General features: G+C 72.0%; 22 protein-coding genes and 2 pseudogenes. 10 read left to right on the top strand and 14 right to left on the bottom strand.

The genetic code is table 11. The features are described from left to right. Nucleotides 1-332 precede the first annotated feature (332 nt). Nucleotides 333-859: pseudogene (locus ACH4VX_RS23145) on the bottom strand (TetR/AcrR family transcriptional regulator); the annotation flags it as partial. 609 nt (nt 860-1,468) lie between these two features. On the opposite strand from ACH4VX_RS23145, the gene ACH4VX_RS23140 reads away from it, so the two are divergent. Next, the gene (locus tag ACH4VX_RS23140; protein ID WP_398369667.1) at nt 1,469-2,422 is read left to right on the top strand and encodes an SDR family oxidoreductase; all 954 of its coding nucleotides are present in this window, start codon (nt 1,469-1,471) and stop codon (nt 2,420-2,422) included. A gap of 13 nt (nt 2,423-2,435) precedes the next feature. On the opposite strand, the gene ACH4VX_RS23135 is transcribed toward ACH4VX_RS23140, so the two are convergent. Continuing rightward, nucleotides 2,436-2,678, bottom strand: a complete 243-nt coding sequence (locus ACH4VX_RS23135) for a hypothetical protein (RefSeq protein WP_398369666.1) — start codon at nt 2,676-2,678, stop codon at nt 2,436-2,438. A 210-nt stretch (nt 2,679-2,888) separates the two neighbouring features. Here ACH4VX_RS23135 and ACH4VX_RS23130 point away from each other — a divergent pair, with 210 nt between their 5' ends. From ACH4VX_RS23130 to ACH4VX_RS23115, 4 genes are all read left to right on the top strand, one after another. Continuing rightward, nucleotides 2,889-3,353, top strand: coding sequence for a WhiB family transcriptional regulator (locus ACH4VX_RS23130; protein ID WP_398369664.1), 465 nt, complete (start codon nt 2,889-2,891; stop codon nt 3,351-3,353). 544 nt (nt 3,354-3,897) lie between these two features. After that, nucleotides 3,898-4,521, top strand: coding sequence for a hypothetical protein (locus ACH4VX_RS23125; protein ID WP_398369662.1), 624 nt, complete (start codon nt 3,898-3,900; stop codon nt 4,519-4,521). Nucleotides 4,522-4,749: 228 nt separating this feature from the next. After that, the gene (locus tag ACH4VX_RS23120; RefSeq protein ID WP_398369660.1) at nt 4,750-5,262 is read left to right on the top strand and encodes a hypothetical protein; all 513 of its coding nucleotides are present in this window, start codon (nt 4,750-4,752) and stop codon (nt 5,260-5,262) included. A gap of 237 nt (nt 5,263-5,499) precedes the next feature. Continuing rightward, on the top strand, nt 5,500-6,180 hold the full coding sequence (locus tag ACH4VX_RS23115; protein ID WP_398369658.1) for a DNA alkylation repair protein: 681 nt from the start codon (nt 5,500-5,502) through the stop codon (nt 6,178-6,180). Nucleotides 6,181-6,426: 246 nt separating this feature from the next. Here ACH4VX_RS23115 and ACH4VX_RS23110 read toward each other — a convergent pair whose 3' ends face one another. From ACH4VX_RS23110 to ACH4VX_RS23090, 5 genes are all read right to left on the bottom strand, one after another. Beyond that, complete coding sequence (locus ACH4VX_RS23110; protein ID WP_398369656.1) at nt 6,427-7,029, bottom strand: hypothetical protein; 603 nt, start codon at nt 7,027-7,029, stop codon at nt 6,427-6,429. Continuing rightward, a complete protein-coding gene (locus tag ACH4VX_RS23105) occupies nt 7,026-8,456 on the bottom strand; it encodes an ATP-binding protein (protein ID WP_398369880.1) in 1,431 nt (476 codons plus the stop codon). Before ACH4VX_RS23105 ends, ACH4VX_RS23110 begins: the two co-directional genes overlap by 4 nt. Before the next feature lie 128 nt (nt 8,457-8,584). Continuing rightward, complete coding sequence (locus ACH4VX_RS23100) at nt 8,585-9,268, bottom strand: response regulator (RefSeq protein ID WP_398369654.1); 684 nt, start codon at nt 9,266-9,268, stop codon at nt 8,585-8,587. Between the two features lie 23 nt (nt 9,269-9,291). After that, entirely contained in the window at nt 9,292-10,845 is a 1,554-nt protein-coding gene (murJ, locus tag ACH4VX_RS23095) for a murein biosynthesis integral membrane protein MurJ (protein WP_398369878.1), read from the bottom strand. A 113-nt stretch (nt 10,846-10,958) separates the two neighbouring features. Beyond that, the gene (locus tag ACH4VX_RS23090) at nt 10,959-12,155 is read right to left on the bottom strand and encodes a lipid II:glycine glycyltransferase FemX (RefSeq protein ID WP_398369652.1); all 1,197 of its coding nucleotides are present in this window, start codon (nt 12,153-12,155) and stop codon (nt 10,959-10,961) included. A gap of 202 nt (nt 12,156-12,357) precedes the next feature. On the opposite strand from ACH4VX_RS23090, the gene ACH4VX_RS23085 reads away from it, so the two are divergent. Beyond that, nucleotides 12,358-13,572, top strand: coding sequence for an Ig-like domain-containing protein (locus ACH4VX_RS23085; RefSeq protein WP_398369650.1), 1,215 nt, complete (start codon nt 12,358-12,360; stop codon nt 13,570-13,572). Nucleotides 13,573-13,764: 192 nt separating this feature from the next. On the opposite strand, the gene ACH4VX_RS23080 is transcribed toward ACH4VX_RS23085, so the two are convergent. From ACH4VX_RS23080 to ACH4VX_RS23070, 3 genes are all read right to left on the bottom strand, one after another. Beyond that, complete coding sequence (locus tag ACH4VX_RS23080; RefSeq protein ID WP_398369876.1) at nt 13,765-14,181, bottom strand: hypothetical protein; 417 nt, start codon at nt 14,179-14,181, stop codon at nt 13,765-13,767. 482 nt (nt 14,182-14,663) lie between these two features. Next, nucleotides 14,664-15,407, bottom strand: coding sequence for a VOC family protein (locus tag ACH4VX_RS23075; protein WP_398369648.1), 744 nt, complete (start codon nt 15,405-15,407; stop codon nt 14,664-14,666). 508 nt (nt 15,408-15,915) lie between these two features. After that, a complete protein-coding gene (locus tag ACH4VX_RS23070) occupies nt 15,916-16,743 on the bottom strand; it encodes an alpha/beta fold hydrolase (RefSeq protein ID WP_398369646.1) in 828 nt (275 codons plus the stop codon). A 69-nt stretch (nt 16,744-16,812) separates the two neighbouring features. Between ACH4VX_RS23070 and ACH4VX_RS23065 the strand changes: the two genes are divergently transcribed. After that, nucleotides 16,813-17,268: a MarR family winged helix-turn-helix transcriptional regulator gene (locus ACH4VX_RS23065; RefSeq protein ID WP_398369645.1), complete on the top strand. Its 456-nt coding sequence runs from the start codon at nt 16,813-16,815 to the stop codon at nt 17,266-17,268. Between the two features lie 177 nt (nt 17,269-17,445). Here the strand turns inward: ACH4VX_RS23065 and ACH4VX_RS23060 are convergent, their stop codons facing one another. The 4 genes from ACH4VX_RS23060 to ACH4VX_RS23045 all read right to left on the bottom strand — a co-directional run bounded on the left by ACH4VX_RS23060 (nt 17,446) and on the right by ACH4VX_RS23045 (nt 20,897). Beyond that, nucleotides 17,446-19,698, bottom strand: coding sequence for a caspase family protein (locus ACH4VX_RS23060; protein WP_398369643.1), 2,253 nt, complete (start codon nt 19,696-19,698; stop codon nt 17,446-17,448). After that, nucleotides 19,695-20,168, bottom strand: a complete 474-nt coding sequence (locus ACH4VX_RS23055; RefSeq protein ID WP_398369641.1) for a hypothetical protein — start codon at nt 20,166-20,168, stop codon at nt 19,695-19,697. The genes ACH4VX_RS23060 and ACH4VX_RS23055 overlap by 4 nt, the downstream gene beginning before the upstream one ends. Continuing rightward, on the bottom strand, nt 20,153-20,563 hold the full coding sequence (locus tag ACH4VX_RS23050; protein WP_398369640.1) for a hypothetical protein: 411 nt from the start codon (nt 20,561-20,563) through the stop codon (nt 20,153-20,155). The genes ACH4VX_RS23055 and ACH4VX_RS23050 overlap by 16 nt, the downstream gene beginning before the upstream one ends. A 112-nt stretch (nt 20,564-20,675) precedes the next feature. Beyond that, nucleotides 20,676-20,897: an EF-hand domain-containing protein gene (locus tag ACH4VX_RS23045; RefSeq protein ID WP_398369638.1), complete on the bottom strand. Its 222-nt coding sequence runs from the start codon at nt 20,895-20,897 to the stop codon at nt 20,676-20,678. A gap of 407 nt (nt 20,898-21,304) precedes the next feature. On the opposite strand from ACH4VX_RS23045, the pseudogene ACH4VX_RS23040 reads away from it, so the two are divergent. From ACH4VX_RS23040 to ACH4VX_RS23030, 3 genes and pseudogenes are all read left to right on the top strand, one after another. Further along, a pseudogene (locus ACH4VX_RS23040) lies at nt 21,305-21,618 on the top strand (helix-turn-helix domain-containing protein); the annotation flags it as partial. A 446-nt stretch (nt 21,619-22,064) separates the two neighbouring features. Beyond that, nucleotides 22,065-22,559: a MarR family winged helix-turn-helix transcriptional regulator gene (locus ACH4VX_RS23035; protein ID WP_398369636.1), complete on the top strand. Its 495-nt coding sequence runs from the start codon at nt 22,065-22,067 to the stop codon at nt 22,557-22,559. Beyond that, nucleotides 22,556-23,011, top strand: a complete 456-nt coding sequence (locus tag ACH4VX_RS23030) for a MarR family transcriptional regulator (protein ID WP_398369635.1) — start codon at nt 22,556-22,558, stop codon at nt 23,009-23,011. Before ACH4VX_RS23035 ends, ACH4VX_RS23030 begins: the two co-directional genes overlap by 4 nt. Nucleotides 23,012-23,610 lie beyond the last annotated feature (599 nt).

Here is a 23,610-nt window from a genome sequence, read left to right as displayed (position 1 = left end):
CGCGATGGAACGCCGGCCCGAGGGACCCGGCGCTCGTACACCTACTTGGTCTCATGCGCGGGAAGGCGGGGGTGTGCAGGTCATCGTGGTGAGCCTCCCTTCGCGGCGCGATCAGCGGCACCCGGCTGGATGGAAGCGGACTAGATCATGCGCCTGACATCGTTGTCAAGGCTTTTGGCGCAGGCCGGTACCGGCACATCACCCCGACTCGAAGCACCACTTGGGCGCGGACGGGCACGGCACCCGTCCGCGGTCCTGCCGACGGGCGGCAACCGTGACGGCGCCACCCGACCGCCGCCCCTGCCCGAAGCGGCCCCGCTGGTCCGCGGCCGGGCCGGACGGCCCACCGCCGGATCGGTCGCGGCCACCCCCGGCGCGGACGTCGACAGCAGTTCTTCGGCCCGGCGTCGGGCGATGGAAGTGCGATGCGTCGTGATGGACCCGATCGCACCGAGGGCCGCCATGGCCCGCAGGCGCTCGTCAGGCAGTGGGTGCTCGCGCTGCACCGCCCCGTCGACCCGCTCGACGAGGCGACCGGCCTTCACCCCGAGACGTCGGCGGTCCTCGCGGTCGAGGTACCGGGCCTCCCACCGGTACACGCCGCCCGACGCGCGATGAGCGACGGTGACCCGGGTGATGACGGTGAGCGCATCCGTCAGGGCCACCCGGCCGGCACCTCGTCGAGCACGGCGACCAGTCCGTCCACCATGACGTGGGCGCACGCGGCGAACAGCGCGTACTTGTTCGGGAAGTGCCGGTACAGGGCGGTCGCGGTGATACCCACGCCGGCGGCGACCTCCTCCACGGACGCCTTGTGGTAGCCGCGCTCGCTGAAGACCCGCCCGGCCGCGTCGACGATGAGCTGCTTGCGGTTACGGGGCCGAGTGGCCGCGGCCGGCGCCCGGACGGATCCGCGGAGTGCTGACGTTCAGGCGGGGACGACGAGGCCGCCGGTGAGCCGGGTGACGGGCGACGGCGCTCCTGTACGACCCTCTCCGGAGCGGATCGTGGTGGTGCCGGCTGTGCCGAGTTCCATAGGGAGCACCCCCTGTGAGTCGAAGATACTGAAACTATTGATTTGTTTCACGAGGGTCAATGCTCCGGACGTGACGGAGACGCGGAGACGCCCGTGGCCGCGGCCGGCTCCGCCCTTCCGACCGCGGCGCGTTCCTCGCCGACTGCCCGGCCGGCCTCGACGCCCCACTGCGTGAGCGTGCCGGCCGCAACGTGCCCGCCTGGCCGGCTCGCGTGCGGTCCGCGCCCTCCGTCCGGCGTGGGCAGTCGTCGGACGGAGGACCGGTGAGGCCCGCGGGCGGGTGTCCCGCGTGCCTCGGTGAGCGAGTACGTGAAGGTCACGCGGGTACCCGTCGCCGACCGCGCGGTACGCCCGTCGGGGCGGAACCGCGGGCCCGGGTTCTCCTGGCCCGGCGCTCCGGCGCTCCGGCGGTCGAAGAGGAGCGAGGAACGTATGCACACCCTCACCAGGCGCCCTGCCGCCGAGCTCCAGGGCTCGCCCCTGCGGGGGCGTGTCGCCGTCGTCACCGGGGCCGCCCGCGGTGTAGGCGAGGCCCTCGCACAGCGGCTGTCCCAGGACGGCATGCGAGTGGCCCTGCTCGGCCGTGAGGCCGAGACGCTGCGGCGGGCCGCGGCCTCGCTCCCCACCCCGAGCCTGTGCGTCGAGGCCGACGTCACCGACCGGACGGCACTCGACAGCGCCGCGCGGCAGGTGGCGGAACGGTTCGGCGACGCGGCCGTGGTCGTGGCCAACGCGGGTGTCGCGGCCGGCGGCCCCTTCCGCCGCACCGACGCCGACCTGTGGCAGCGCGTCGTCGACGTCAACCTGGTCGGGTCGGCGAACACCGCCCGGGCATTCCTTCCCCAACTCGCCCGCACGCGCGGCTACTTCCTGCAGATCGCCTCGACCGCCGCCTTCGGCTCGGCACCGATGATGAGTGCCTACTGTGCCTCCAAAGCGGGCGCGGAGTCCTTCGCCCAGGCCCTGCGGGGCGAGGTGGAGCCCGACGGAGTCGCCGTCGGCATCGCCTACCTCCACTGGACAGGCACCGACATGATCAGCGGCCTGGACGACCATCCGGTGCTGCGCGCCCTGCGCGCCCACCAGCCCTGGTTCGCCCGCAAGGTGCATGCCCCCGGCGAGGTGGCCGACTGGCTCGCCGCCGGTGTGCGGCGCCGCGCCCACCACATCTACGCGCCGCCCTGGCTGCGCGTGGGCCAGCCACTGCGGCCGCTGTTCCCCCCACTGGTCGCCCGCGCCGCCCGGCGCGAGCTGCGCCATGCCCCCGCCGCCGAACTCGATGTCGACGCCGACGTCATGGGCGCGGGCGGACGTGCCGACCGGGAGGCCCACAAGCCCGCGGAGCACTGGGCGCGGGGCGGCCCGCACGAGGAACCCTCCGGATGACCCCGCCGGCCGCTCACCGGTCGAGGCGGGCGATGGAGGCGTTCAGGGCGGTCGCGAAGCAGCACCGGGAGACATACGGAGAGGGCGCGCGGCCGTGCGGTCGACGCGTACGGTGCGGCAGGCCGGCGTTGCCGAGGCCGAGCAGCAGGGTGCCGGCCGGCCCGGCGGTGGGGCCGCGCCGCGCGCCGGCCGCCGCCGCGCCGTAGCACCAGGGCCGGGAGCGGGAGGGACCGCGGTGGAGATGTGTCAGCCTCATGGTCCACGAGTGCCCGACGGACGGGCGGCCTCCCCCGGACAGGACAGGAACCGGGGGCTTCGGTGCTCCGGCGGTCATACATGCATGAACCATGGTATTCCGCCCTGCCCGTGCGTAGGCTGTCAGGGACCCCTGCCGGGTGCGCGGCGCCGACACGCGCCGCGTCGTCACCTTGGGCACTCGAGCCCGTGGAACAGGCAGGGGCAGGCGATGGCCGACCGTCACACATGGGCTGGCACACAGGACTGGCTCGATCGCGCGGCTTGTGCCGGCGAGGATCCCGAGATCTTCTTCCCGCTGTCCGACACCCTTTCGCCCGGCGCGGAGGCCCGGGCCGCGCTGGCATTGTGCCGCCGCTGCCCCGTGCTGCCGGCCTGCCGTGGCTGGGCCGTCGAGCACGGAGAGGACGACGGCATCTGGGGAGCCACGACGGCCGCCCAGCGCCGGGCCATCCGGCGCGCGGCCGTGGACGACGGGACGCGGCCCACGTACCGGCGGCGCCGCGAGCCGACGGACAACGCCCCGGACGAGCGGCGTCCCCACGACGACCGGCCGGGCCCTGCTCAAGGGCGCACCGATCCTGTGGGGCGGGGCCACGGCCTTCCTGGACCGGAGGACGAACGGGCCGCATCGTCCGGCGCGGCGCGCAACTGCACGGACGGCCGTTGCAGGTGACCGTCACGGTGAGGGGGATGACCCGTAGCGGGGCACCGGCGGCGGACGAATCGGAGGATCCGCCGCATCAGGCGCCTGGCCGGGCACTCGGCCGGCCCCGGGCTGCAATCCCGCGCCCCGGGGAGAACCCCAGGCGCTCCTGGACGCGCACGGTGGCCGCCCGCGCCTGACGTCCAGGCACCTCAGCCCTCCATGCGGGAAGGCGCGCCATGGCCACCCCGTCCCGTGCCCCCGGGGAATGCACCCCAACGGCCCTACTTCTGGCCTTCCGCGGAGCGCGTCGCCACGACTGTCGTTAGCGTTGTCGCTGGACGGACGGTCCGTCATGAATATGGACGGGATTCGTCACGACAAGAGTGAGCATGACGAACTTTCCCAGTGATTCCGCGGGCCTTCTCGTACGTTCTCGCCCACGGTCCCCAGAACCGCTCGGGTGTCCTGCCCTCGGCCGACCGGCCCGACACGTCGCCGTCCGGCCGCACCGGCTTCGGGCAGAGCCCGGACGGCGCTGACTCTCTTCATTCCCACGAACACGGAGGCGACCATGGGCCTCACAGGCCGGCCCTTCATATTCCTTACCGCTGCGGTTCTCGGCTGCTCCGCCGGGCTCGCTCTCATCGGATCTGCGACGGCCGACGTGGCCCCCCGGAAGACGTCCTCGGCTGCGACACCCCGCCCTGACGACGGCTCCTCGGCGAAAAGCCGCACCATCCGCGTAGAGGCCCGGCTGCAAGTCGGCGAAGAGCTCGATCTGGGTGCGACGGGCCGCAGTGTCGGCGACCAGTTCGTCTTCAGCGGGAATCTGATGTCGGCCGAGGGGGCCGAAGAACGCCTCGTCGGACGCATCGGCGGGTTCTGCGTCATCACCGACCCCGAACGCAACGCGGGACAATGCGCGTCGACTGCGGTGCTGCCGGAAGGGCAGATCACCGTCCAGGGCGAGCAAGCCGGAATTCCGGTACCGGGCCCGGCAGTCAACGCGATCACCGGAGGTACCGGGGATTTCCGTAAGGTGCGTGGCCAGGTGACGCAGCGGGTGTTGACGCCGGCGACCTGGCAACTCACGTTCGAAGTCTCCGACGTGCAGCCTCATCGGACCGGGGACGGCCGCGGTCCGTCCGAGACGCCGATGCCTATGCCCATGCCTCCGTCCCACCCCGGCAAGTAGCTGCGCCGAGCGGTCTCGACGCCGTCCGGGACGCAGTGGCGAAAGCAGTGGCCCTCCCGCCCGCGCCAGGTATCGGACCGTCCCTGCCACAGGCCACAGGCCACCGGGCGGAGGCGGACCGTTCGGACCGATGCCGGCACAACCGTCGACCGGCCGTGAGATGCGCCCGTTCGGAGACGATGCGCAGCACCTCGGGAACCCGCACCGATCACCACACATGGAGACGTCGTGTCCAAGTACTTCCGCACACGCACAAGCTGGGGCCTCGCCCTGGCGGCCACCGCCACGGCCGCCACCGTCACGATCGGCGCAACCACCGGTGGTCCGCCGAACCCGCCGCCCGCCGACCCGCAGGCCCGCCCGACGGCCGGTCAGGGGAAGGAAACACAGACCGGGCCCCGGACGACGGAGCGCCGACGGATCGCCACATCGGTCCTGGACAGGGACTTCACATTCACCCTCACCGCCCTGAGGTCGCGGACCGATCCGCTCGCGGCATCCGTGCGCCTCCAGGTCTTCACCTTCGAGGACGGCGCGTGGAGAGAATCGGACCGTGCCCTGGTCGGCAAGGCGGATTCCTGGTTCTGGTTCCCACTGACCGGCCACCACGCGGTGTGCGAGTTCTCCACCTCCGGCACGGAGCCCGCAGCGGTCGCCGTCAGCATGCTGATCACGCCGTCGATCGGCTGCTCACCGGCCGAGAACTTCCGCATCGACCACGGGCGGATCGTCCCCGCCTGACAGCGGCCGGTGGCCGCGGCACCGACCGTGGCCGTCCGGGGCGTCCACGGTGTGGGACGAGCAGACCGGTGCTGATGCGGACGCCGTCGCCGAGGACACACCCCCTCCGCCTCTTGCTGCGCGAACGCGTGGCGCGACGGCGAGCACCCTGCGCGCGGTGATGCCGCTCCGCCCGTACGACCACAGGCCGGCGTCCGTCGTAGGCTGAGCCCCCGACGCGACGGACGGGAGACGGCGATGGCCGAGACGACGGCGGCCGAGGTGATGGCCGAGCTGGCCCGGCTGGACGATCCGAAGATCCGCGCGGTGAACGAGAGACACGGTGACGATCACGGTGTGAACCTCACCAAGCTGCGTGCGCTCGCGAAGCGGCTCAAGACGCGGCACGAGCTCGCGCGTGAGCTCTGGACGACGGACGACACCGCGGCGAGGCTGCTGGCGCTCCTGATCTGCCGCCCGAGGGCGTACGAGCGCGACGAGCTGGACACCATGCTGCGCGAGGCGCGCACCCCCAAGGTGCACGACTGGCTCGTGAACTACGTGGTGAAGAAGAACCCGCACTGCGAGGAACTGCGCCTGGCCTGGTTCACCGACCCCGACCCGGTGGTGGCGAGCGCCGGGTGGGCGCTCACCACCGAACGCGTGGCGAAGAAGCCCGAGGGCCTCGACCTCGCGGGGCTGCTCGATGTGATCGGGGCGGACATGAAGGACGCCCCGGACCGTCTGCAGTGGGCGATGAACCACTGTCTGGCGCAGATCGGGATCGAACACGCCGAGTACCGCACCCGCGCGATCGGTATCGGAGAGCGCCTGGAGGTGCTCAAGGACTACCCGACCTCCCCGGGCTGCACTTCGCCGTTCGCGCCCGTCTGGATCGCCGAGACGGTGCGCCGGCGGCAGGACGGTGCGGTGGCCTGAAGCAGGGCGGCCCGTACGTACGGCGCGTGGCCGACGGCTGAGGGGATACCGGCCGTATGCGTCGGGCCGTACGCGTCGGGCATTCGTCCACGACGCGGTCGTCGTCATGGCGCCGGGCGGTGACGTGCGGGTTCCCCGGGGCGGCCGTCACCGTCGCGCTGTGCGGGCACGGGAAGCATGGAACCTCCGTGCCGTCCGCGCCCCACCACACCGCCGCGGAGCCGCACGGCGCCGGGACGCGGCTCGTCAAGGTCGTCGTCCCGACGCCGGGTCGAGACCGCAGGTTCCCGAGGCCGACATGTCGTTCTTTCCCATGAGCCGCACGGTGGCCCGGCCGTCGGCGTCGTGGCTGTAGGCGATGGTGCAGATCAGCTGGCGCAGCGCGGTCCGGCCCAGTCCGTCCAGTGCGATGGGCAGGTCGGCCGTGACCTCCTCGCCGCCGGGCGAGACCTCCACCCGGAGCGGTCCGGCCGATGGGGCGGGGGGCAGGGATGTGCTGAGCCCTGCTTCGCGGTCCTGCTCGTCGGGACCGCTGAGCAGCGCGAGGATCACTTTCTCCGTCGGCACGGGCGGGGCGTCCGCGTCGTCGGGGTCCTGGCCGGCGACCAGGCCGCCTTCGGGACCGTACTCGAGCGTGGACCCGGGGGACCGGATCACCGGACTGATCCCGCCTTCACGGGAGTGGAAGAAGAGCAGCATCTTGTAGTCGTGGTCGACGAACGCCTCGACGGAGGCGGGACCGCCCGCCTCGATCACGTCGGTCTCCCGGATGCCGCAGCCGCCGAGCAGCAGCACCCCCGACGCGACGGCGACCGCGCCGGTACGCCGGCACGTCCGCGCACGCCTCATCCGTCGGCCTCCTCCAGGTGGAGCGGTATCTCGACGGTGAAGACGGCACCGCCTCCGGGAAGGTTCCCCGCGCGGACGGTTCCGCCGTGCAGCCGCACGTTCTCCTGGGTGATCGCCAGTCCCAGGCCGCTGCCCGCCGAGCGGGTACGTGCCGCGTCGGCCTTGTAGAACCGGTCGAAGATGTGGGGCAGGGCGTCGGGCCGGATGCCGGGTCCGCTGTCGGCGACCCGGGTGATCAGTACGGGCGGGCCGGGGGAGCGCGTTTCGCTGCGCAGGCTCACGGTGACGGGCGCACCGCCGTGCCGCAGGGCGTTGCCGACGAGGTTGGCGATCACGATGTCGAAGCGGCGCGGGTCGAGCCGGGCGCGGATGCCGGGGGGCAGCTCGGTGCGGACGCGGCCGTCGGTCCAGTGCCGGTTCTGCAGCGTCTTGCCGATGGTCTCCGCGATGTCGACCTCGTCGGTGTTGAGCTCGGCGGCGCGGGCGTCGAAGCGGGAGATCTCCATCAGGTCCTCGACGAGCACGGCGAGATTTCCGGTCTCGGCGCTGACCAGCCGGACCGCGCGGGCGGTGTCGGGGTCCAGCCGGCCGGCGTCCTCGTCGAGGACCTCGGTGACGGCGAGCATCCCGGCGAGCGGTGTGCGCAGCTCGTGGGAGACGTCGGAGGCGAAGCGGCGGGCGCGTGCCTCGGCCTCGCGCAACTCACGTACGGAGCGTTCGAGTTTGCCGGCGGACTCGTTGAAGGTGCGGGCGAGGTCGGCCAGTTCGTCACCGCCGCGCACCGCGATCCGTGTGTCCAGTCTGCCGCTGCCCATGCTCTGGGCGGCCTGGCGCAGTTCCCGCACCGGCCGCAGCACGCTGCGCGCGGCGATCAGGCCGGGGATCAGCGCGATGGCGAGGCCGGGCAGGGCCCCGTCCCGGGCGGCCACCAGGAGCGCGTCGACGTTGGCCTGCTCGTCGGTCATCCGCATGACGGCGTAGAGGACGAGCCCGCTGGGCAGCACGCCCTCGGGGCCGGTCTTGAACACGGTGGGCATGGCGATGGTCAGGTAGGGCACGCCGTCCTTCACGACCCGCTCGAAGCTGCCGTTGGGGTGGGCGCGTGCGGCGTGGCGCAGTTCGGGGGTGATGACGGTGGAGACGGGGTTCTCGCCGGAGGAGGCGCGGACCGAGCCGTACTCCGCGAACACCACCCAGGGGCGCGGCTTCCCCTTGCGGGCGATGTCACGCAGGACCTCCTCCAGCCCCTCCCTCCGCACGGGCAGGGCCCAGCCTGTCTGCTGGACCTGGTCACGGAACGAGGAGACCGCGGTGTCCTGGGCGGTCTTCAGCAGGGCGTTGCGGGCCTCGCGGTAGGTCAGCGCGGACGTGGTGCCCGCGCTGACGACGGCGACCAGCAGGAAGGCGAACACCAGCCGGGTGCGCAATCCGAACGCCCTGGCCCGCGCCCGCCCCGCGGGAGCGTCCCCGGGCGTGTCGTCGTCGGCTCCGTGGCGGCGGCCGCCGGTGTCGGAGAGGCCGCGGAGGAGTCGCCGTGCCGGGCCGGGGCCGGAGGTCACAGCGGTCCGAAGCGGTAGCCGAAGCCCCGCAGTGTCTGGATGTAGCGGGGGCTGCCCGCCTCGTCCTCGATCTTGCCGCGCAACCGTGCGACGCAGGCGTCGACCAGTCGTGCGTCGGCGTGGAAGCTGTGCTCCCACACGTGCTCCAGCAGCTGCTGTCTGCTGAACACCTGCTCGGGGGCGGCGGACAGATGGAGCAGCAGCTTGAGCTCGGAGGGGGCCAGCGCGAGGTGTCTGCCGGACTTGGTCACGCTCAGCCCGGCCCGGTCGATGGCCAGTTCGCCGTAGACCTCGATGGCCGTCCGGCCCTGGCCGGTGTGGTCGATGCGGCGCAGCACGGCGCAGATCCGGGCCTCGATCACCTCGGTGCGGGCGGGCTTGACGATGTAGTCGTCGGCACCGGCCTCCAGGCCGATCACCACGTCGAAGTCGTCGCCCCGCGCGGTGAGCATGATGATCGGCAACTGGCTCTGATCGCGGACCCGCCGGCAGACCTGAACCCCGTTCATGCCGGGGAGCATCAGGTCCAGCAGCAGCAGGTCGGGCCGGAATTCGGCCAGCGCGGCGAGACCGGCCTCACCGGTCGCGGCCACCCGTACCTCGTGTCCACGGCGGCGCAGACCGAGCTCGACCCCTTCGCGCACGGAAGGGTCGTCCTCGATGAGGAGCACGCGGGGCATGGGCAGTTCTCCCTCGGTGGTGGTCAGGCCCGGGCTGCTCTCCGGCGTACGCCGGAGAGCAGGGCGTCGAGTTCGGCGAGCCGCAGCGGGCGGGCGAGCAGGGCGAAGGTGAGCACGATGACGGCGGCCCCTGCGGTTGCGGCGGCGAGGGCTCCCGCCCGTGCGGCGCCCAGTGCGGCCAGGTGGCCCAGTACGGTGGCGGGTACGGCGGCGAGGACGAGCCGTGCGTGCGTTCTCGCGGCGGTCGAGCGCAGTGGACGGGCGACGGCGAGACGGCGGCTCAGCACCCGGGCGGTCACCGCCCAGCCCGCGCACAGCGCCACGGAGTACGCCGCTGCCATGCCGGTCACGGCCCAGCGGGCGGGCAGCAGGTGGGCGGCCGCCACGGACAGTCCCGCGTTGAGGGCGACGATCACCAGGTTGAGCAGGAACGGCGTACGGGTGTCGGAGAGCGAGTAGAAGGTGCGGGACAGCACGTACTGGCCCGACATGGCGACGAGTCCGGGCGCGAAGGCCGTCAGGATCGCGGCCATGGCCGCGGTGTCGTCGGCGCTGGTCCTGCCGTACCCGAAGACGAGGGTCATCACCGGCTGGGCGAGGGCGAGCAGCATGCACGCGGCGGGTACGACGGCGGACGCGGAGGTGCGCAACGCCCGGGAGACGTCGCGCCGCAGGGCGGCGGTGTCCCCGTCGGCGGCGGCCGCGCTCATCCGGGGCATCAGCGCGGTCACCAGGGAGACCGTGATGATGCCGTGCGGTACGACCCACAGGACGTAGGCGTTGTTGTACGCGCTGTATCCGGGGCCGCCGTCGAGGCCCGCGGTCGTGGCCAGCCGGGTGGTGACCCAGTAGGCGGCCTGGTTGGCCAGCACCAGCAGCACCAGCCAGAAGGCAGCCCGCAACGGGCGGGTCAGTCCGCTGCCGCGCCAGTCGAAACGGGGCCGCCAGCGGAACCTCGCCGCGCGCAGCGCGGGGAGGAGGGCCAGGGCCTGGACGGCGATGCCGGCGGTGGTGCCCCAGCCGAGCAGGGCGGTCTCGGCCGGGGTGAGGGTGCCCCCGCCGTCCGTGGCGAAGGCCAGGTATAGGCCGAACACGGTCATGACGACCAGGTTGTTGAGAACCGGCGCCCACATCATCGCGCCGAACCGGCCGCGTGCGTTGAGGACCTGCCCGAGCAGCGTGAACAGCCCGAGGAAGAAGATCTGCGGCAGGCAGTAACGGGCGAACGCGGTGGTCATGGCGGCCTGCCGGCCGCTGTAGTCGGTGTACGCGTCGACGATCGCGGGAGCCGCCCACACCGCGGTCGCGGTGATCGCCAGCAGGGCGGCCGCACAGACGGTGACGAGCCGGTCGGTGTACGCGACACCGCCGTCCTCGTGCTCCTTGGCCGCCTTGACCAGCTCGGGGACGAAGACGGCGTTGAGCGCGCCGCCGAGGAGGAGCATGTAGACGATGGTGGGCAGGGAGTTGCCGACCGCGTAGCCGTCGGCGGTCGTCCCGATGGTGCCGAGCGCCGCCGCGACCACGGCGGAGCGGACGAAACCGGTGCCCCGGGAGACGATCGACCCGGCGGCCATGACGGCACTGCTGCGTGCCGTGGAGGCCGCCTTCGCACCGGCACCGCCGTCGTCGGACCGCTCGATGTCCGGCCGGGAGGCGGAACTGTCCGCACCGGTCGGAGTCGTGGCGCTCACCGGCGGTTCAGATACGCCTGGAAGGCGCGGTACAGCGTCTGGTTGGCGGTGCCGCCCAACGGTCTCTCCCATTCCCCCAACGTCTCGACCACCTGTCCGCCGGTGCCGAGCTTCCACCGCAGCAGTCCGTACGCACGTTCGGCAGGGTCGAGAGTGGAGGGTACCCCGCGCATGTCGTAGACGTCGGCGCCGAGGGCGTGGGCGTCCTGCAGCATCCGCCACTGCAGGGCGTTGGAGGGCCGTACCTCGCGGTGGTGGTCGGCCGATGCCCCGGTCTGGTACCAGACCCGGCGGCCCACCGTGATCATCGTGTGGGCGGCGAGGATCTCACCGCGGTGACGGGCGAGGTACAGCTTCATCCGCCCCGGCTCCTCGGCGTTGAGTGCCGCGTACTGACGCTCGTAGTAGGCGAGGGAGCGGCCGAGCCGGAAGCCGTCGCGCTGCTCGGTGATGCCCAGCAGCCGGTAGAACTCGGGGAGTTCGGCGGCGCTGCCCACGACCACCTCCACGCCCTCCTTCCGGGCGCGCCGGACGTTGCGCCGCCACTCCTGGTTGAGCCCGGACCACAGGTCCTCGGTGGTGCGTCCGGCCAGCGGTATCCGGAAGACGTGACGGGGCTGGGCGTCCCCGTCGTCCGCGGTCCCGTCACCGCCGCAGCGGCGCCACCCCCGGGCGCGCAGCCGCTCGGCGACGGCCGTGCCGAGCGGGTCGACCTCGCTGGCGAGCACGTCGCCCAGCCGGCGGCCAGGTCCGGCGAGCGGCTTCAGCGCGGAGGCGTCCCAGCGCCGGTACGCGGGCGAGGGGCCCATGCGTACGGCGAACGCGCCCGCGCCGCGCAGATGGTCGAGCAGCGGCGTGAGCCAGACGTCGACGTCGGGATCCGCCCAGTCGGCCACGGGACCCTCGGGAAGGTAGGCGAAGTACCTGCGGGTGCCGGGGAGCTGACGCAGCAGCACCAGCGCCACGCCGCTCAGTGCCCCCGATCCCGGATCCGTTCCCCAGCCGAGCAGCCGGGCCCGCCAGCCCTCCTTGACGTCGGCCCAGGAGGGGCACTGCAGGAAGCCGGGGCCGAGGGCCCGGCCGGCGGGTGACGCGAGGAAGCCGCGGTAGGCCTCGGGCGTGACGGGTCCGAGGAACACGGGTCCCTTCTCCGCCCGGGGGACGCGGCCGGGCGGTACGAGTAGTGCTGACACGGTCCGAGCCTCACTTTCTCCCCGGCTTGTCGCAGGGACGCCGACGATGCTCACAGCGGCCCGTGACCGCTCCGCGCGGCGAATATGACGGGACCATGACTGTTCCGCACCAACCGCCGTCACCTTGCTCCGTAGCGACTGACCTGGTCTTTTCCGGCTCTACAGTCACAATCGTCCGCTCGTCACCGCGGAGTTGTCCGCCATGGAGGTTCCCTTGCACCGCACACGTGTGTTCGCCCATGCCCCGATACGGGCCGCGGTCGCGGCAGTCCTGCTGGCGCCGCTCGCCGCCTGCTCGTCGAGTTCGTCGCCGACCGCGTCGGACGCGCCGCGGACCGGGAAGTCCGACGACCGGCCCGTCACGGTCACGGTCACACCCCAGGGGCGGCAGGCCGCGCCGGGCCGGCCGGTGACCGTCACCGCCTCCCACGGCCGTCTCACCTCGGTGACCGTCACCGACGCCGACGGCCACCGCCTGCCCGGCAAGGTCGCGGCCGACAGCGGAAAGTGGGTCTCGGACCGCAAGACCGCGCCCGGCACGGCGTACACGGTCGCCGCCGCGACCCGGACCGGGGGCGGTACCGCCACGACGACGAAGGCATCCTTCACCACGGCCGAGGCGGACAAGGTCAACAAGGTCGACTGGCGTCCGGGCACCGGCACCACCGTCGGCGTGGCCCAGCCGATCTCCTTGGTCTTCGACAACCCGGTCAGGAACCGGGCCGAGGTCGAGAAGCAGCTCGAGGTCACCGCCTCGGACGGCACCGAGGGCTCCTGGGGCTGGATACGCGACTGGTCGGGCAGGGACCGGGTCGACTGGCGTCCGAAGTCGTACTGGAAGCCCGGGACGAAGGTGACGCTGAACGCCGAACTGAACGGCACCGACTCGGGCCCCGACGGCGGCTGGTTCGTACGCGACTACACGACGACCTTCACCGTCGGCGCCCGGCAGATCGCCGAGGTCGACCTCGACCGCCACCGGCTCACGCTGGTACGCGACGGCAGGACCGTCCGGAGCATCCCGGTCTCCGGCGGCACGCCCGGTGGCGACAAGCGCTCCTGGCGCGGAACGGCCGTGCTCATGGCCAAGGAGGGCACGATCAACATGAACTCCGAGACGGTCGGCCTCGGCGACGCCTACGACAAGATGGTCGACTACTCGATGCGGCTGACCTGGTCGGGCATGTACGCGCACGCCGCCCCGTGGAACGCCCCCCACTTCGGCAACGCCAACCGCAGTTCGGGCTGCATAGGCATGAGCGACGCGGACGCGGCCTGGTTCTACGGGCAGGTACGGCCGGGCGACCCGTTCGAGATCACGGGTGAGGAGACCAAGGGCGTGGTCGACCCGGGGAACGGCTTCGGTGCGTGGAACGTGTCGTGGACCGACTGGCAGCAGAGGAGCGCGCTGCGGTGAGGACGGCCTCCGTCGGCGGGGACGCGGCCTGGTCGGCTGATCGTTGCCGGAACGAAGAGCGCGGGCGGCGAGGGCGTTGCCTCCCGGACCGTGGGAATGGGCACCTCGCTGTGAGAAGTGTCGGTGTCCTCCTGCTCCGATCGCCGAGGCCGGCGATCACGCGCCTCTGTGCGTCGACGCCCGTGCACGCGATCACTGGAGGGCGCCGCTGCGCCTGCCCTCGTCGAGCAGGGCCCGCACCAGGGTGGACTTCGCTCCCGGCGCCACGAACCAGAGGGGCGTGGAACGGCTTCTGGAGATTTCCATGCGGTGGCAGCCCATGACGAGACCCACCACCGCCATCTGCTGCACCCCGGTCACCTCGCTCCACGCCACGGAGTCGCGTACCCGGCCGAACCGGTCGGTGACGGCCACGCCGTCCGTGAACAGGTAACACCTGTTCACACCGAGCAGGGCCGTCAGCCGGCGCCATCCGAACTTCAGGGCGTACACCACGGCCACCACGGCTGTCGCGACAGCGGCATTGTCGTTGACCGCGTCCGGGTTGACGACAGTGGTCACCAGCAGGGCGATCCAGAGAAGCAGCAGGAATCCCCGCAGCACTTGCATCATGGAGCCTGTCGCCGGGTTGATGACGGCGTAATCACCGCGGATTTCACCGAGTCCCAGGCCAGCCACTCTGTTTCGCACTGACGCCCCCTTGGACGAAGCCGGATCCGCGCGCATGACATACCCGCGCCGTCAGTGCTTCGAACGGGGTTGCCACGGCGGGTTTCCCAACGCCTCTGTCCCTCAAGTGACTTGTGCAGCACAGCAGTTGGTTTTCACGAGCGTGCGTCGTAGGCCCGTCGACCGGAGGCGTTCCCGCGAGACGTCAGCCCGAGGACACCACCCCCGCAGCGGTCGGCGGGCGACGATCCGCGCATGTCGGGTGGTGCCGGAACAGGAGAGGTGACGGCTACGGCCCGGACGGTGCGACCGGTGTTCCTGTGCGGCCGGTCGCAGGACTCGGTGGAGCCGCGGTGGTACGGCCGGGAGAAGGCCGGCCCGACGCCGTCGCTCCACCGGGAGCGGCCGAGCGCTCTGCTTCCTCAGGAGCCGTCGGCCGGCCCACCCGTCTTCGGGTCCCGCCCCGTCAGGCAGTAAACACCGCCGGCCGGATCCCGCATCACCGTCCAATGGGCTCCTCGGGCGACGAGGCTCGCGCCCAGTTCCTCGTGCCAGGCGCGGGCCGCATCGACATCCGCGCAGGCGAGGTCCAGGTGGGCGGAGGCGGGGCGCTCCTCACCGAGCCGTTGGAGCAGGACGCGGACCGGCATCCCGGACGGCGGCGCGAGCACATGGAACTCGGGGCGGGAGCCGGGCCTCGACTCCCAGCCGTCCAACAAGCCGCTCCAGAAGACGACTTCGGCGTCATACAACGAAGGTGGTACGTCGACGCAGACCTGGTCGAGGCGGCTGCCACGCACCACGGGCGGGCGCACCGACTCCCGGTGCCAGGGCACCGCGCAGAACAACTGCCCCGCGGGCGAACGCAGCACGGCCCACCCCTCGTGCTCGGCGACCACACCCGCCCCCAGTCGCAGTGCCGATCTCACGAATTCCCGCGCGTCGTCCACCGAGAAGTCGAGATGCGCGCCACCGGAGCCCGAGTCGACCCCCTGTGCCTTCACACAGGGATCAGCTCCGCCCTCCGGCAGCAGGGTCACGAACTCTCCCTGCTCACCCCGGAATCCGGACGGCCGAGTGTCCGTCACCACGGTCCAGAACGCGTGGGCGAGGCCGAAGGACGCGGCGGGGCGGTCGACGAAGGCGTAGGTCCAGCGGATGCTCATGAGGAGATCGTAGGTCGGTGGGCGCGGTGGCGAGCCCGGCGGGGCCGGTGGAGCCGTCCGCGCGCGATCCCACGGACAGCCGGCCGGCCTGCAGCGACGGCTCGGCCCACTGCCGGCGGGCTTCGAGGGGTCGGTCGGCGTGACGGGCGTGGCCCTGAGCAACGACGCGTACCGCCTCGAACTGCCGGCCCCGGGCGTTCGAGGCGAGAGCCGGTCGATCCGGGCGAACCTGTCCGTGGCTCCCGCAAGGCCGGCACGTGACCCTTCGGCTTCGCCCAGCCGTCCTTCTCGCTCGGCCTCGGCGACGCGGGCGATGGGGTGGTCACGGATGTCGACGAGCCGTGCCCGCCGGGCCGGGCCCGGTCGTAGGAGCGGGCATCTGGGACAAGGGGACGAGGACCGTCGCCCGTCGGCGGTTTCCCGGCCGTCCGCCTCCGGCCGGCGAGGCGGTGCCGGCGGTCCGGGCCGAACCGGCCCGGAGGCGTGATGGCCGTGGCGTTCGGTGCCGTCAGTCCAGGAAATCCATGAGCCGGTCGTTCAACTGTTCCGGTGCGGTGAGTGGCAGGGAGTGGTGGGTGGCTTCGGGGAGCAGTGCCACCTCGCCCTGCGGGAGTGCCCGGCGGGCTCTGGCGGCGACCCTGGTGGCGTGGTGGGCGCGGCTGTGCTCCGCGAGCAGGACCAGCACCGGCATGCGGAGGTCGGCGGTCCGGGGACGGCGGCCGGCGATGAGCTTGCGGCCGGGGACGGTGGTGGCCAGCGCGTAGAGGCGCTGCCAGGTTTCGTCCGGCTGGGCGTCCGCCGTCTCCCAGGCCAGGAAGGCGCGGGCACGGGTCCGGCTCGGGCGGATCAGGGTGGGCAGTGCGCGCAGCAGGTAGCCGGGGCGGAACCCGGCGAAGACCTGGGTGGGGTCGACGAGGGCGAGGCGGTCGACCCGCTGCGGCGCGTGCAGTGCGTACCTGACGGCCAGCCAGGCGCCGTACGAGTGGCCGCACAGGTGTGTGCGGGTGAGCCCGAGCCCGTCCAGCAGCGCGTCCAGCCAGGCTGTCAGATCGTCGGCGTTCTTCAACGGCGTGCCCCGGCGCTCGGTGCGGCCGGCGTCGCCCAGCAGGTCGACCGCATGGACCCGGTACCGCTCACCCAGAGCCGGTGCGTTGGCGAACCAGACCAGGCCGGTGGCCGAGCCGCCGGGCAGCAGCACCAGGGGGCTGCCGTCCACCGGGCCGTACACATGGACCCGGGTGGGCCCGTACGGCGTGGCGACGTCGTGTTCCTCGGTGGACTCGGGCCAGCGGGCGCGAAGCTCGGCGTAGGCGAGGTCGAAAGCGGACAGGGACACGGGGTATTCCTCTCGCCAAGCGATAATCTCGGTCAACGAGATACTATGCGGGAATCCGAGGGAGTGTGCATGGACGATCAGAACCCGGTGATGGGACTGGTTCACTTGCTGCGCGCGGTGACCGTGGAGTTCGACCTGCTCGGTGCCGAGTTCGCCGAGCGCCACGGGCTGCATCCCACCGATGTGCGCGCGCTGATCCACCTCCTGGACGCGGCACGGACCGGTGTCCGTGCCACGCCCGGGTGGCTCGGTGAGCAACTGCGGCTGAACTCGTCCGGGACCACCGCCCTGGTGGACCGGCTGGAGGGGCTCGGGCTGGTCCGGCGCAGCAGGGACACGGCCGATCGGCGACGCGTGCTGCTGGAGGTGGAGGAGAAGGCCGTGCAACTGGGGTGGACCTTCTTCGGGCCGGTGATCGACGAGGTGGTGGCGGCCGCGGAAGGTTTCGAGGCGGGCGAGTTGGAGACGGTACGTCGCTTCTTGACCTCGGTGTGGGAGTCCGCCGGGCGGGCGCGTTCAGCCTGACAGGGTGTCGGCGTGACGGTTCCGGTGCCGCGGCGGCGGACGTCGTGGGCGCCCCAGCGGATGCGGAAGTCCTTGCTGAGGGTGGGCAGTTCCTTGGTGCGGGGACGGCGGAGAAGGAGGGCCTGTCCCGACCCGTGGACCTCGGGTTTTCGCGTCAGGGCCCGTCCAGCGTGTTGTTCACGGGGTGCGGTCCGGTGATCGTCGTGTGAAGGCCGCTACGTCCTTGTTCATCCCGACGGTCAGACTGCCGTCAGGGGTGAACTCGACGGTGTGCGGACTGGGCACCCGTACGAGCCCTATGGTTCGGGCGGTGCGCGGGTTCCAGATCTTCACCGTGTCGTCCCGGCGTCCGCAGGTGGCTGCGACGGGGACACCGTCGACGGTGGAACACGCGACGTCCGACACGCCGTCGGGGCGGCCGTCCCACGGCGTGCCCATGGCCATTCCGTTTCCCAGGTCCCACATCTGCAGCCGTCCGTCGTCTCCGCCGCTGACGGCGACGACCTGTCCGTCGACGGCGGTGCACGCGAGTCCCGAGACACCCCCGATCGGTCCGTGCAGCGGACCTGTCCGCGCCTGTCCCGTGCGCAGATCCCAGATGTCCTCCCAGGGCAACCCCTGCCCCTGGGCGAAGGCCAACGGACGCAGGAGGTCCGCGGCCCGCTGGGCATCGGTCCCGAGGCGGTTTGCGAGGTCGTCGCGCATGGCGTCCCCCGCATGGCGCGGAAGGCCGTCCTGCCAGACTCCGTCCTGCGGGTCGCAGACGACCTCGGACTCCGCTGCCAGAGTGCCCGCCGTGATACGGGCGACGAGGAACGAGGTGCCCGCGGCTGCCGCGACCGCTTCGGCCACCGGCCGTAGCGCGTCGGGGCGGAGCCGGTAGGGCGATGCCCGGTGGGACTCGACGAGGACCCGCACGGTGTAGGCGGTGAGGGCCTGGGGATCGGTGTAAAGCGGATCGTCCAGGTCGATGAGCCGATATGTGCCGATGCCGTCGTACGGCCGGGGGCCGAGTCGATCGACCAGGGAGCGGCGGGTGCCCAACAAGAGCCGGATCCGGCCGTCGCTGTGGTCGATCAGCGGTCGCAGGACCTGGCTGCACAGGGTGTCGGGCGTCGCGGCCTCGTCGAGGGCATCGATCAAAGCGGTGAACGGGCGCCCCTCGGCACGGTCCTCCAGAGCCAGCAACAGCTCGCCCACGGTGTCCGCTCGTACGTGCGCCGCAGCGGCCAGTCCTTGGAGCACGTCGGTGTCGGTGAGGTTCTGGGCGTACATGGCGACGTCGATGGATCGCGGTGCGGGCACCTGCGACAGATCAAGTCCCAGTGAGCCGACCGGTACCGAACGGTGGCGTTCGGGATGGGTCAGTGCTGCCGTGAGGCCAAGGACGGCGGTCTTGCCCGAGCCCGGGCCGGCGGTGACCACGAGGGCTGCCGTGCCGTCGTCGGCAGGTGCGCCCAGCCAGTGCGCGAGGTCGGTGAGTGCGGCACGGCGACCGCAGAACCACCACCCCGGCAGGACATCACCGTGATGGCCCATGGCTCGCACCAGCAGCCGCCGGGTGAGTTCCGTGTCCCGGCGGCGGGCCTGTTCGTCGAACTCGGCTGCCTGCTGAATGGCCAGGTCCACGGTGGTGAGGACCGCGCTGTGCCGGGGGTTGGCGAAGAACGCCGGCGGCTCCCCGGTCAGTCCGACCATGGCCAGGTTGACGCGCTGGAACGGGGGTCGGTCGCGGTGGTCGTTCATCTGCTGCACCACGGTGGACACGGGCAGTGCGGTCGGGCCGTGGCCCGCTGTCGCCCAACTGCGCACGGCGTCCGTGAGCAGGCGGGGGAAGAGCCCGGCTCGGGCCTGCTGGTGCGGCTGTGCCGAAGAGAGGATGGCCAGCCCGGAGCCGGTGGCCTGGCCCCACCCGGCGCTGATGCGCTCCAGTGCCGCCGCTGCCAGTTCGTTGCCGCCCTGCCCTGAGTAGCAGGTGTCCAGCACCAGCAGGAGGCGCCGTACCGCCGTGCCGCGCAGTATCGCCCGGGCCAGTTCCACCGTGGGAAGCGCGGTGCAGGCGATGTCGTCGGGGTCGGTGTCGGCGGTCAGGAGCACGTGCTCGCCGCCGTCGTCGAGGACCTCGCCGTGGCCGGAGACGTAGACGGCGAGCAGGTCGTCCTCCCGTCGGTCCGGTGAGCGGCAGAATGCGCGGATCCGATCGGTCAGCTCGACGCGCGTCGGATTCATCGCCAGGGCGGTCTCATGCCGATAGCCGAGCTCCCCGGTGAACAGCTCGATGATCCTGTCCCGGGCCCCGCTCAGTTCAGGCCGGTTCCACTCGGGGCACTTGGGATAGGAGGAGACGGCCGTCGCCGGCAGGAACCGGCGCGGCTCCTCATCGTTCCCCGTGGTGTCGTCCCTGTCGCGGCGGCGTGTCGTGGGACTCATGTCAGGCCGACTGCGACGGCGTTCCCGCAGAGCACGTCCGTCAGGTACGCCGTCGCGTCGTGTGCGTGCGAGCCATTGTGCACCTTGGCCGACCGCACCGCCGAGCCGAACGCCGGCCGCAGGTCCTTGACCAACGCGACCACGTCCCCGTCGTCGGCGATGTTCGTCCACGTCAGGTCCGGGCCGCCCGGCCACACCCCCTGGACGACGCCGTCCCGCGCGAGTGGTTCCGGCCGCAGCCGGTGGAGTATGAGGTTCGGGATCCCCAGTGGGGAGCCCAGCGTGACGAAGGCACGCACTCCGTGCCCGGGCCGGGCGCACAGCGCCTCATGGGCGATCACCGAACCCAGCGGGTGGGCCACCACGACACGCGTATCCGCATCGACCGCCTCCAGCACCCGGCTTCGGGCACGCTCCCGCACATCGGCATCCCGCAGGTAGCTGTGCACCTGTTTCAGGTCGGACACCATGGCCCGCAAGGCGGCGCCGGCGAAGAACCGCGACCCTGACAGCGCCCGGAGCGCGGCCTGAACGGAGCGGGGGCCGCGGCAAGCGTGTTCGCGCCGGGAGGCACCGCTGCCGGGTCGGTCTTCGCGGCCTCGCACCACCACCGCAGCAACAACTCCTGCTCGAAACCCTCCTCGACGTCGGCGGCGCCGAAGCGAGGGCTGCCAGGGGCCAGCAGCTGTCCGGCAGGACGGAACAGGTCACCGTAGAACGCCATCGCCGTGTCCGGCCGCCGCGCGACGCCGTCCGCTCCCGCTCGGCGCAGGCCGTCGGCCAGGGCGGGCCACCACTCCTTCAAGAGGCTCTCCTCGCCAAGGAGTTGCTTGCCTATCCCGTGCACCGCCACTACACGCGCCACTTGCACCGCCCACCTGTGCCCCACTGGTCGCTGCCACTCCAGGAGTTGTCGGGACCACGGGACACGATGGAGCAGGAAACCCCACGGCGCGAGCCGTAGGGATCCCCCTCCGTCAGGAGGAAGTCAAGGCTGCCCAGAACTCGTCGAAGGACATCCGGCGGTCACCGTCGGTGTCGAGTGAGTCGATCAGTCCCCGGGCCTCCGACTCGGTGATGTCGGTGCCCTCCAGCTCCGCCACGACCTGCCGGTACTCCTCTGCGGTGACCAAGCCGTCACCGTCCAGGTCGTAGCGCTCGAAGACACTCCGCGCCGCCTTCTCCACCATGTCCGCCATGTGCTTCTTCCTTCCGCGATCTTCACTTACGGCGCCAGCCTATCCGTCGGTCTCCGAGCGGCCGGGCGGGCGGGCACGCCCTTCCCGACCAGCGCCCCGTCCCGACCGCTGCGTCACCCATCGGTGACTGCGCCGAACCGCACGGCAGGACGCCGGCCCCCATCGCGCGGCCCTCGGCCGCACACGGCAAGGCGCCTCTCTGCGGCACGTCCCGGACCGCACACCGGATCTCGCGGATTCACGCGATGTGCGCCCCCGCGCCCGTTGGCACGGTGTCCGGAAAGCACCATTGCTGAAGGGCGGAGAACGTGGCACCCGATTCATTGCCGCCGGACCCCGGGAGACGGCTGTCAGGCACCGTCTGCACCACGGATTCGGTGCCCGCCCACCGAAGACGGACGTATTGGCGCGCGGTCCTGTCCCGGATCCAGGTGTTCATCGACCGGCACCTCGCTGATCCGGACCTGACTCCGGAGGTCATAGCCCGCGCCCACTCCATCTCCGTGCGCTACTTGCACAGGCTTTTCCAACCCGAGGACCGCACGGTCAGCCGGTGGATCCAGCGGCGTCGGCTGCAGGAGTGCCGGCGTCAGCCGGCCGGCCGGGAGGCGGCGGGCCGGACCATCGCAACCGTGGCCCACCAGTGGGTTTCACCAGTGCCGCCCACTTCAGCCGGGTGTTCCGGGCCGCCTACGGGAGGTCCCCGGCCGAGTGGCGGGGCTCCGCGATGCGAGCGCGCCGTATGCCTCCCTCACCGAGCGGCGTGTCAGGAGGACCGGAAGCCGCGACCGTGTCGTCGTCCCTGAGGCCGTCGCCAGGAGGAGCAGGGGTCCGGCCGCCCATGGACGCTGGGCCGTCTGCGGGGGCAGCCGTCGGTAGGACGTCAGGAGCGCGGCGAGGACCGGGGTGCCGTGGCCGAAGTCGAGGAAGCCGAAGCCGGCCGGGGCCGGTGGCCGTCACGATCCGGCCCGCCGGCCACGACGGGTCGCCCAGCACGTGATCGGCGGTGGCCGCGTACTGGTCGAGATCTGAGCCTGCACCTGTCGTCCCGTCGGGTTCAGCAGTACCCCTTCGCGAAATGCCGGGGTGTTGGCCTGTTCGGCGTGAGGTCGTCGCATCCACCAGAGAATAGTAGCCATGGATATAATGTCCATGTACTGTATCTGTATGAGCAAGGGTTCACCGGGTCCCACGCCCGGCTTCCTGGTATGGCGGCTCGCCAACAAGTGGCGTGTCGCGGTCGATCGCGCGGTGGCTCCGCTGGGCCTCACGCACGCGCAGTACTCACTGGTCGCGTCGCTGTACGGCATGCAGCGCGCCGGTGAGCGGCCCAGCCAGCGCCGACTCGCCGACCACACCGGCCTGGAGGCGCTGTACGTCTCGAAGCTGGCGCGCGCCCTGGAGTCGGCCGGCCTGATCGAGCGGGCCCGCGATCCCCGCGACCCGCGCGCCGTACAGCTCGCCCTCACCGAGCGGGGACAGGCCGTCACTCGGCAGGCCGTCGCGGTGGTCCAGGAACTGCTCCAGCAGTTGCTGGAGCCGCTCGGCGGCCTCGACGCCTCGCGGACGCGCGCGTTCACCGACGAGCTGACGACCCTGCTCGACGTACCTCTCACACCATCCGTATCGAACGACGAGAGCACTCAGGGGACAACACCATGACCACCACCGCGTCCACCATCGCACCCGTCGCCGACGCCCGCGCCCTCGGCCTGGCCCACTACGCAGCCCGCGGTGTCCTGGAGCACGTCCTGGCCCGGTACGGCACCACGTTCCAGCAGCAGATCGCCCTGCGCGCCGCCGTCACCGCCGACGCCCCGCAGACACCGGACGATCTCGTCGCCCAGGTCCGGGACTTCCTCAAGGCCGATCCGGTCGGCATCCGCGTCACTCTCGACGAGCTGCTGGCCAAGCAACTGCTCGTCACGGACGGCGCGCACCTTCGTCCCACGGACGCGGGGCGCGAGCTGATCGCCGCCGTCGGCGCGGAGACCGCCCCCATCAGCGCCCGGATCTGGGGCGGGATACCCGCCGAGGACCTCGCCGCCGCCGGCCGCGTCCTCGCCCTGGTCACCGAGCGCGCCGACGCGGAACTTGCTGCGCTGACCACCTGACCACGTCGATCGAGGTCTGCTGCGACCGCGCGGTGACGTCTCAGCCGGTATCCGGAGGGGGCCAGGAAGGACGCGGGCGCGCTCTGTCGCACTGTGGCCGGGAAGCGGACGTACGTGGATCTCGGCATCACCGCGGAGTTCCTGCGGACGCTGGTTCGCAAGGGCGGGGCCCTGCGCTCGGTGGCGCGCCGCGGCGCTCCCGGCGCCAGTCCCCGATGAGCCGGGTGACAAGGCGGGGACGGCCCGTCCACGGCTCGCACGCCACGATCGCGTCGGTGGGGACGAACTCGGTGGTGACGACCTGCTCGAGCTGCCCGATCGACCGGTACGGGTCGATCGGGGACGTCGCCGGGTTCCCCGAAGACCGCCGCGTCATGGGTGGGAGCAGCGTCGGAGGTGGAGCAGCCGACATGGGGGAGGGGCCGGCCGAGGTGCCAACCGCCGACGAAGACGGCGTACAGCGCCCGGACTGCGCGGAGTCGTCCAGGTGGGCACGGTCCGTGGTGGTCCACACGCACGCCGGGCCGGTTCGGCTGTGATGACGAACAGCGGGGGAATCGCGGCGCGCATGCCGACGCCGATCGGGTCCGCCGTTCGCG

The sequence above is a fragment of the Streptomyces sp. NPDC020731 genome, from assembly GCF_044334705.1.
GTDB lineage: Bacteria > Actinomycetota > Actinomycetes > Streptomycetales > Streptomycetaceae > Streptomyces.
This window is presented reverse-complemented; position numbering and strand designations above follow the sequence as displayed.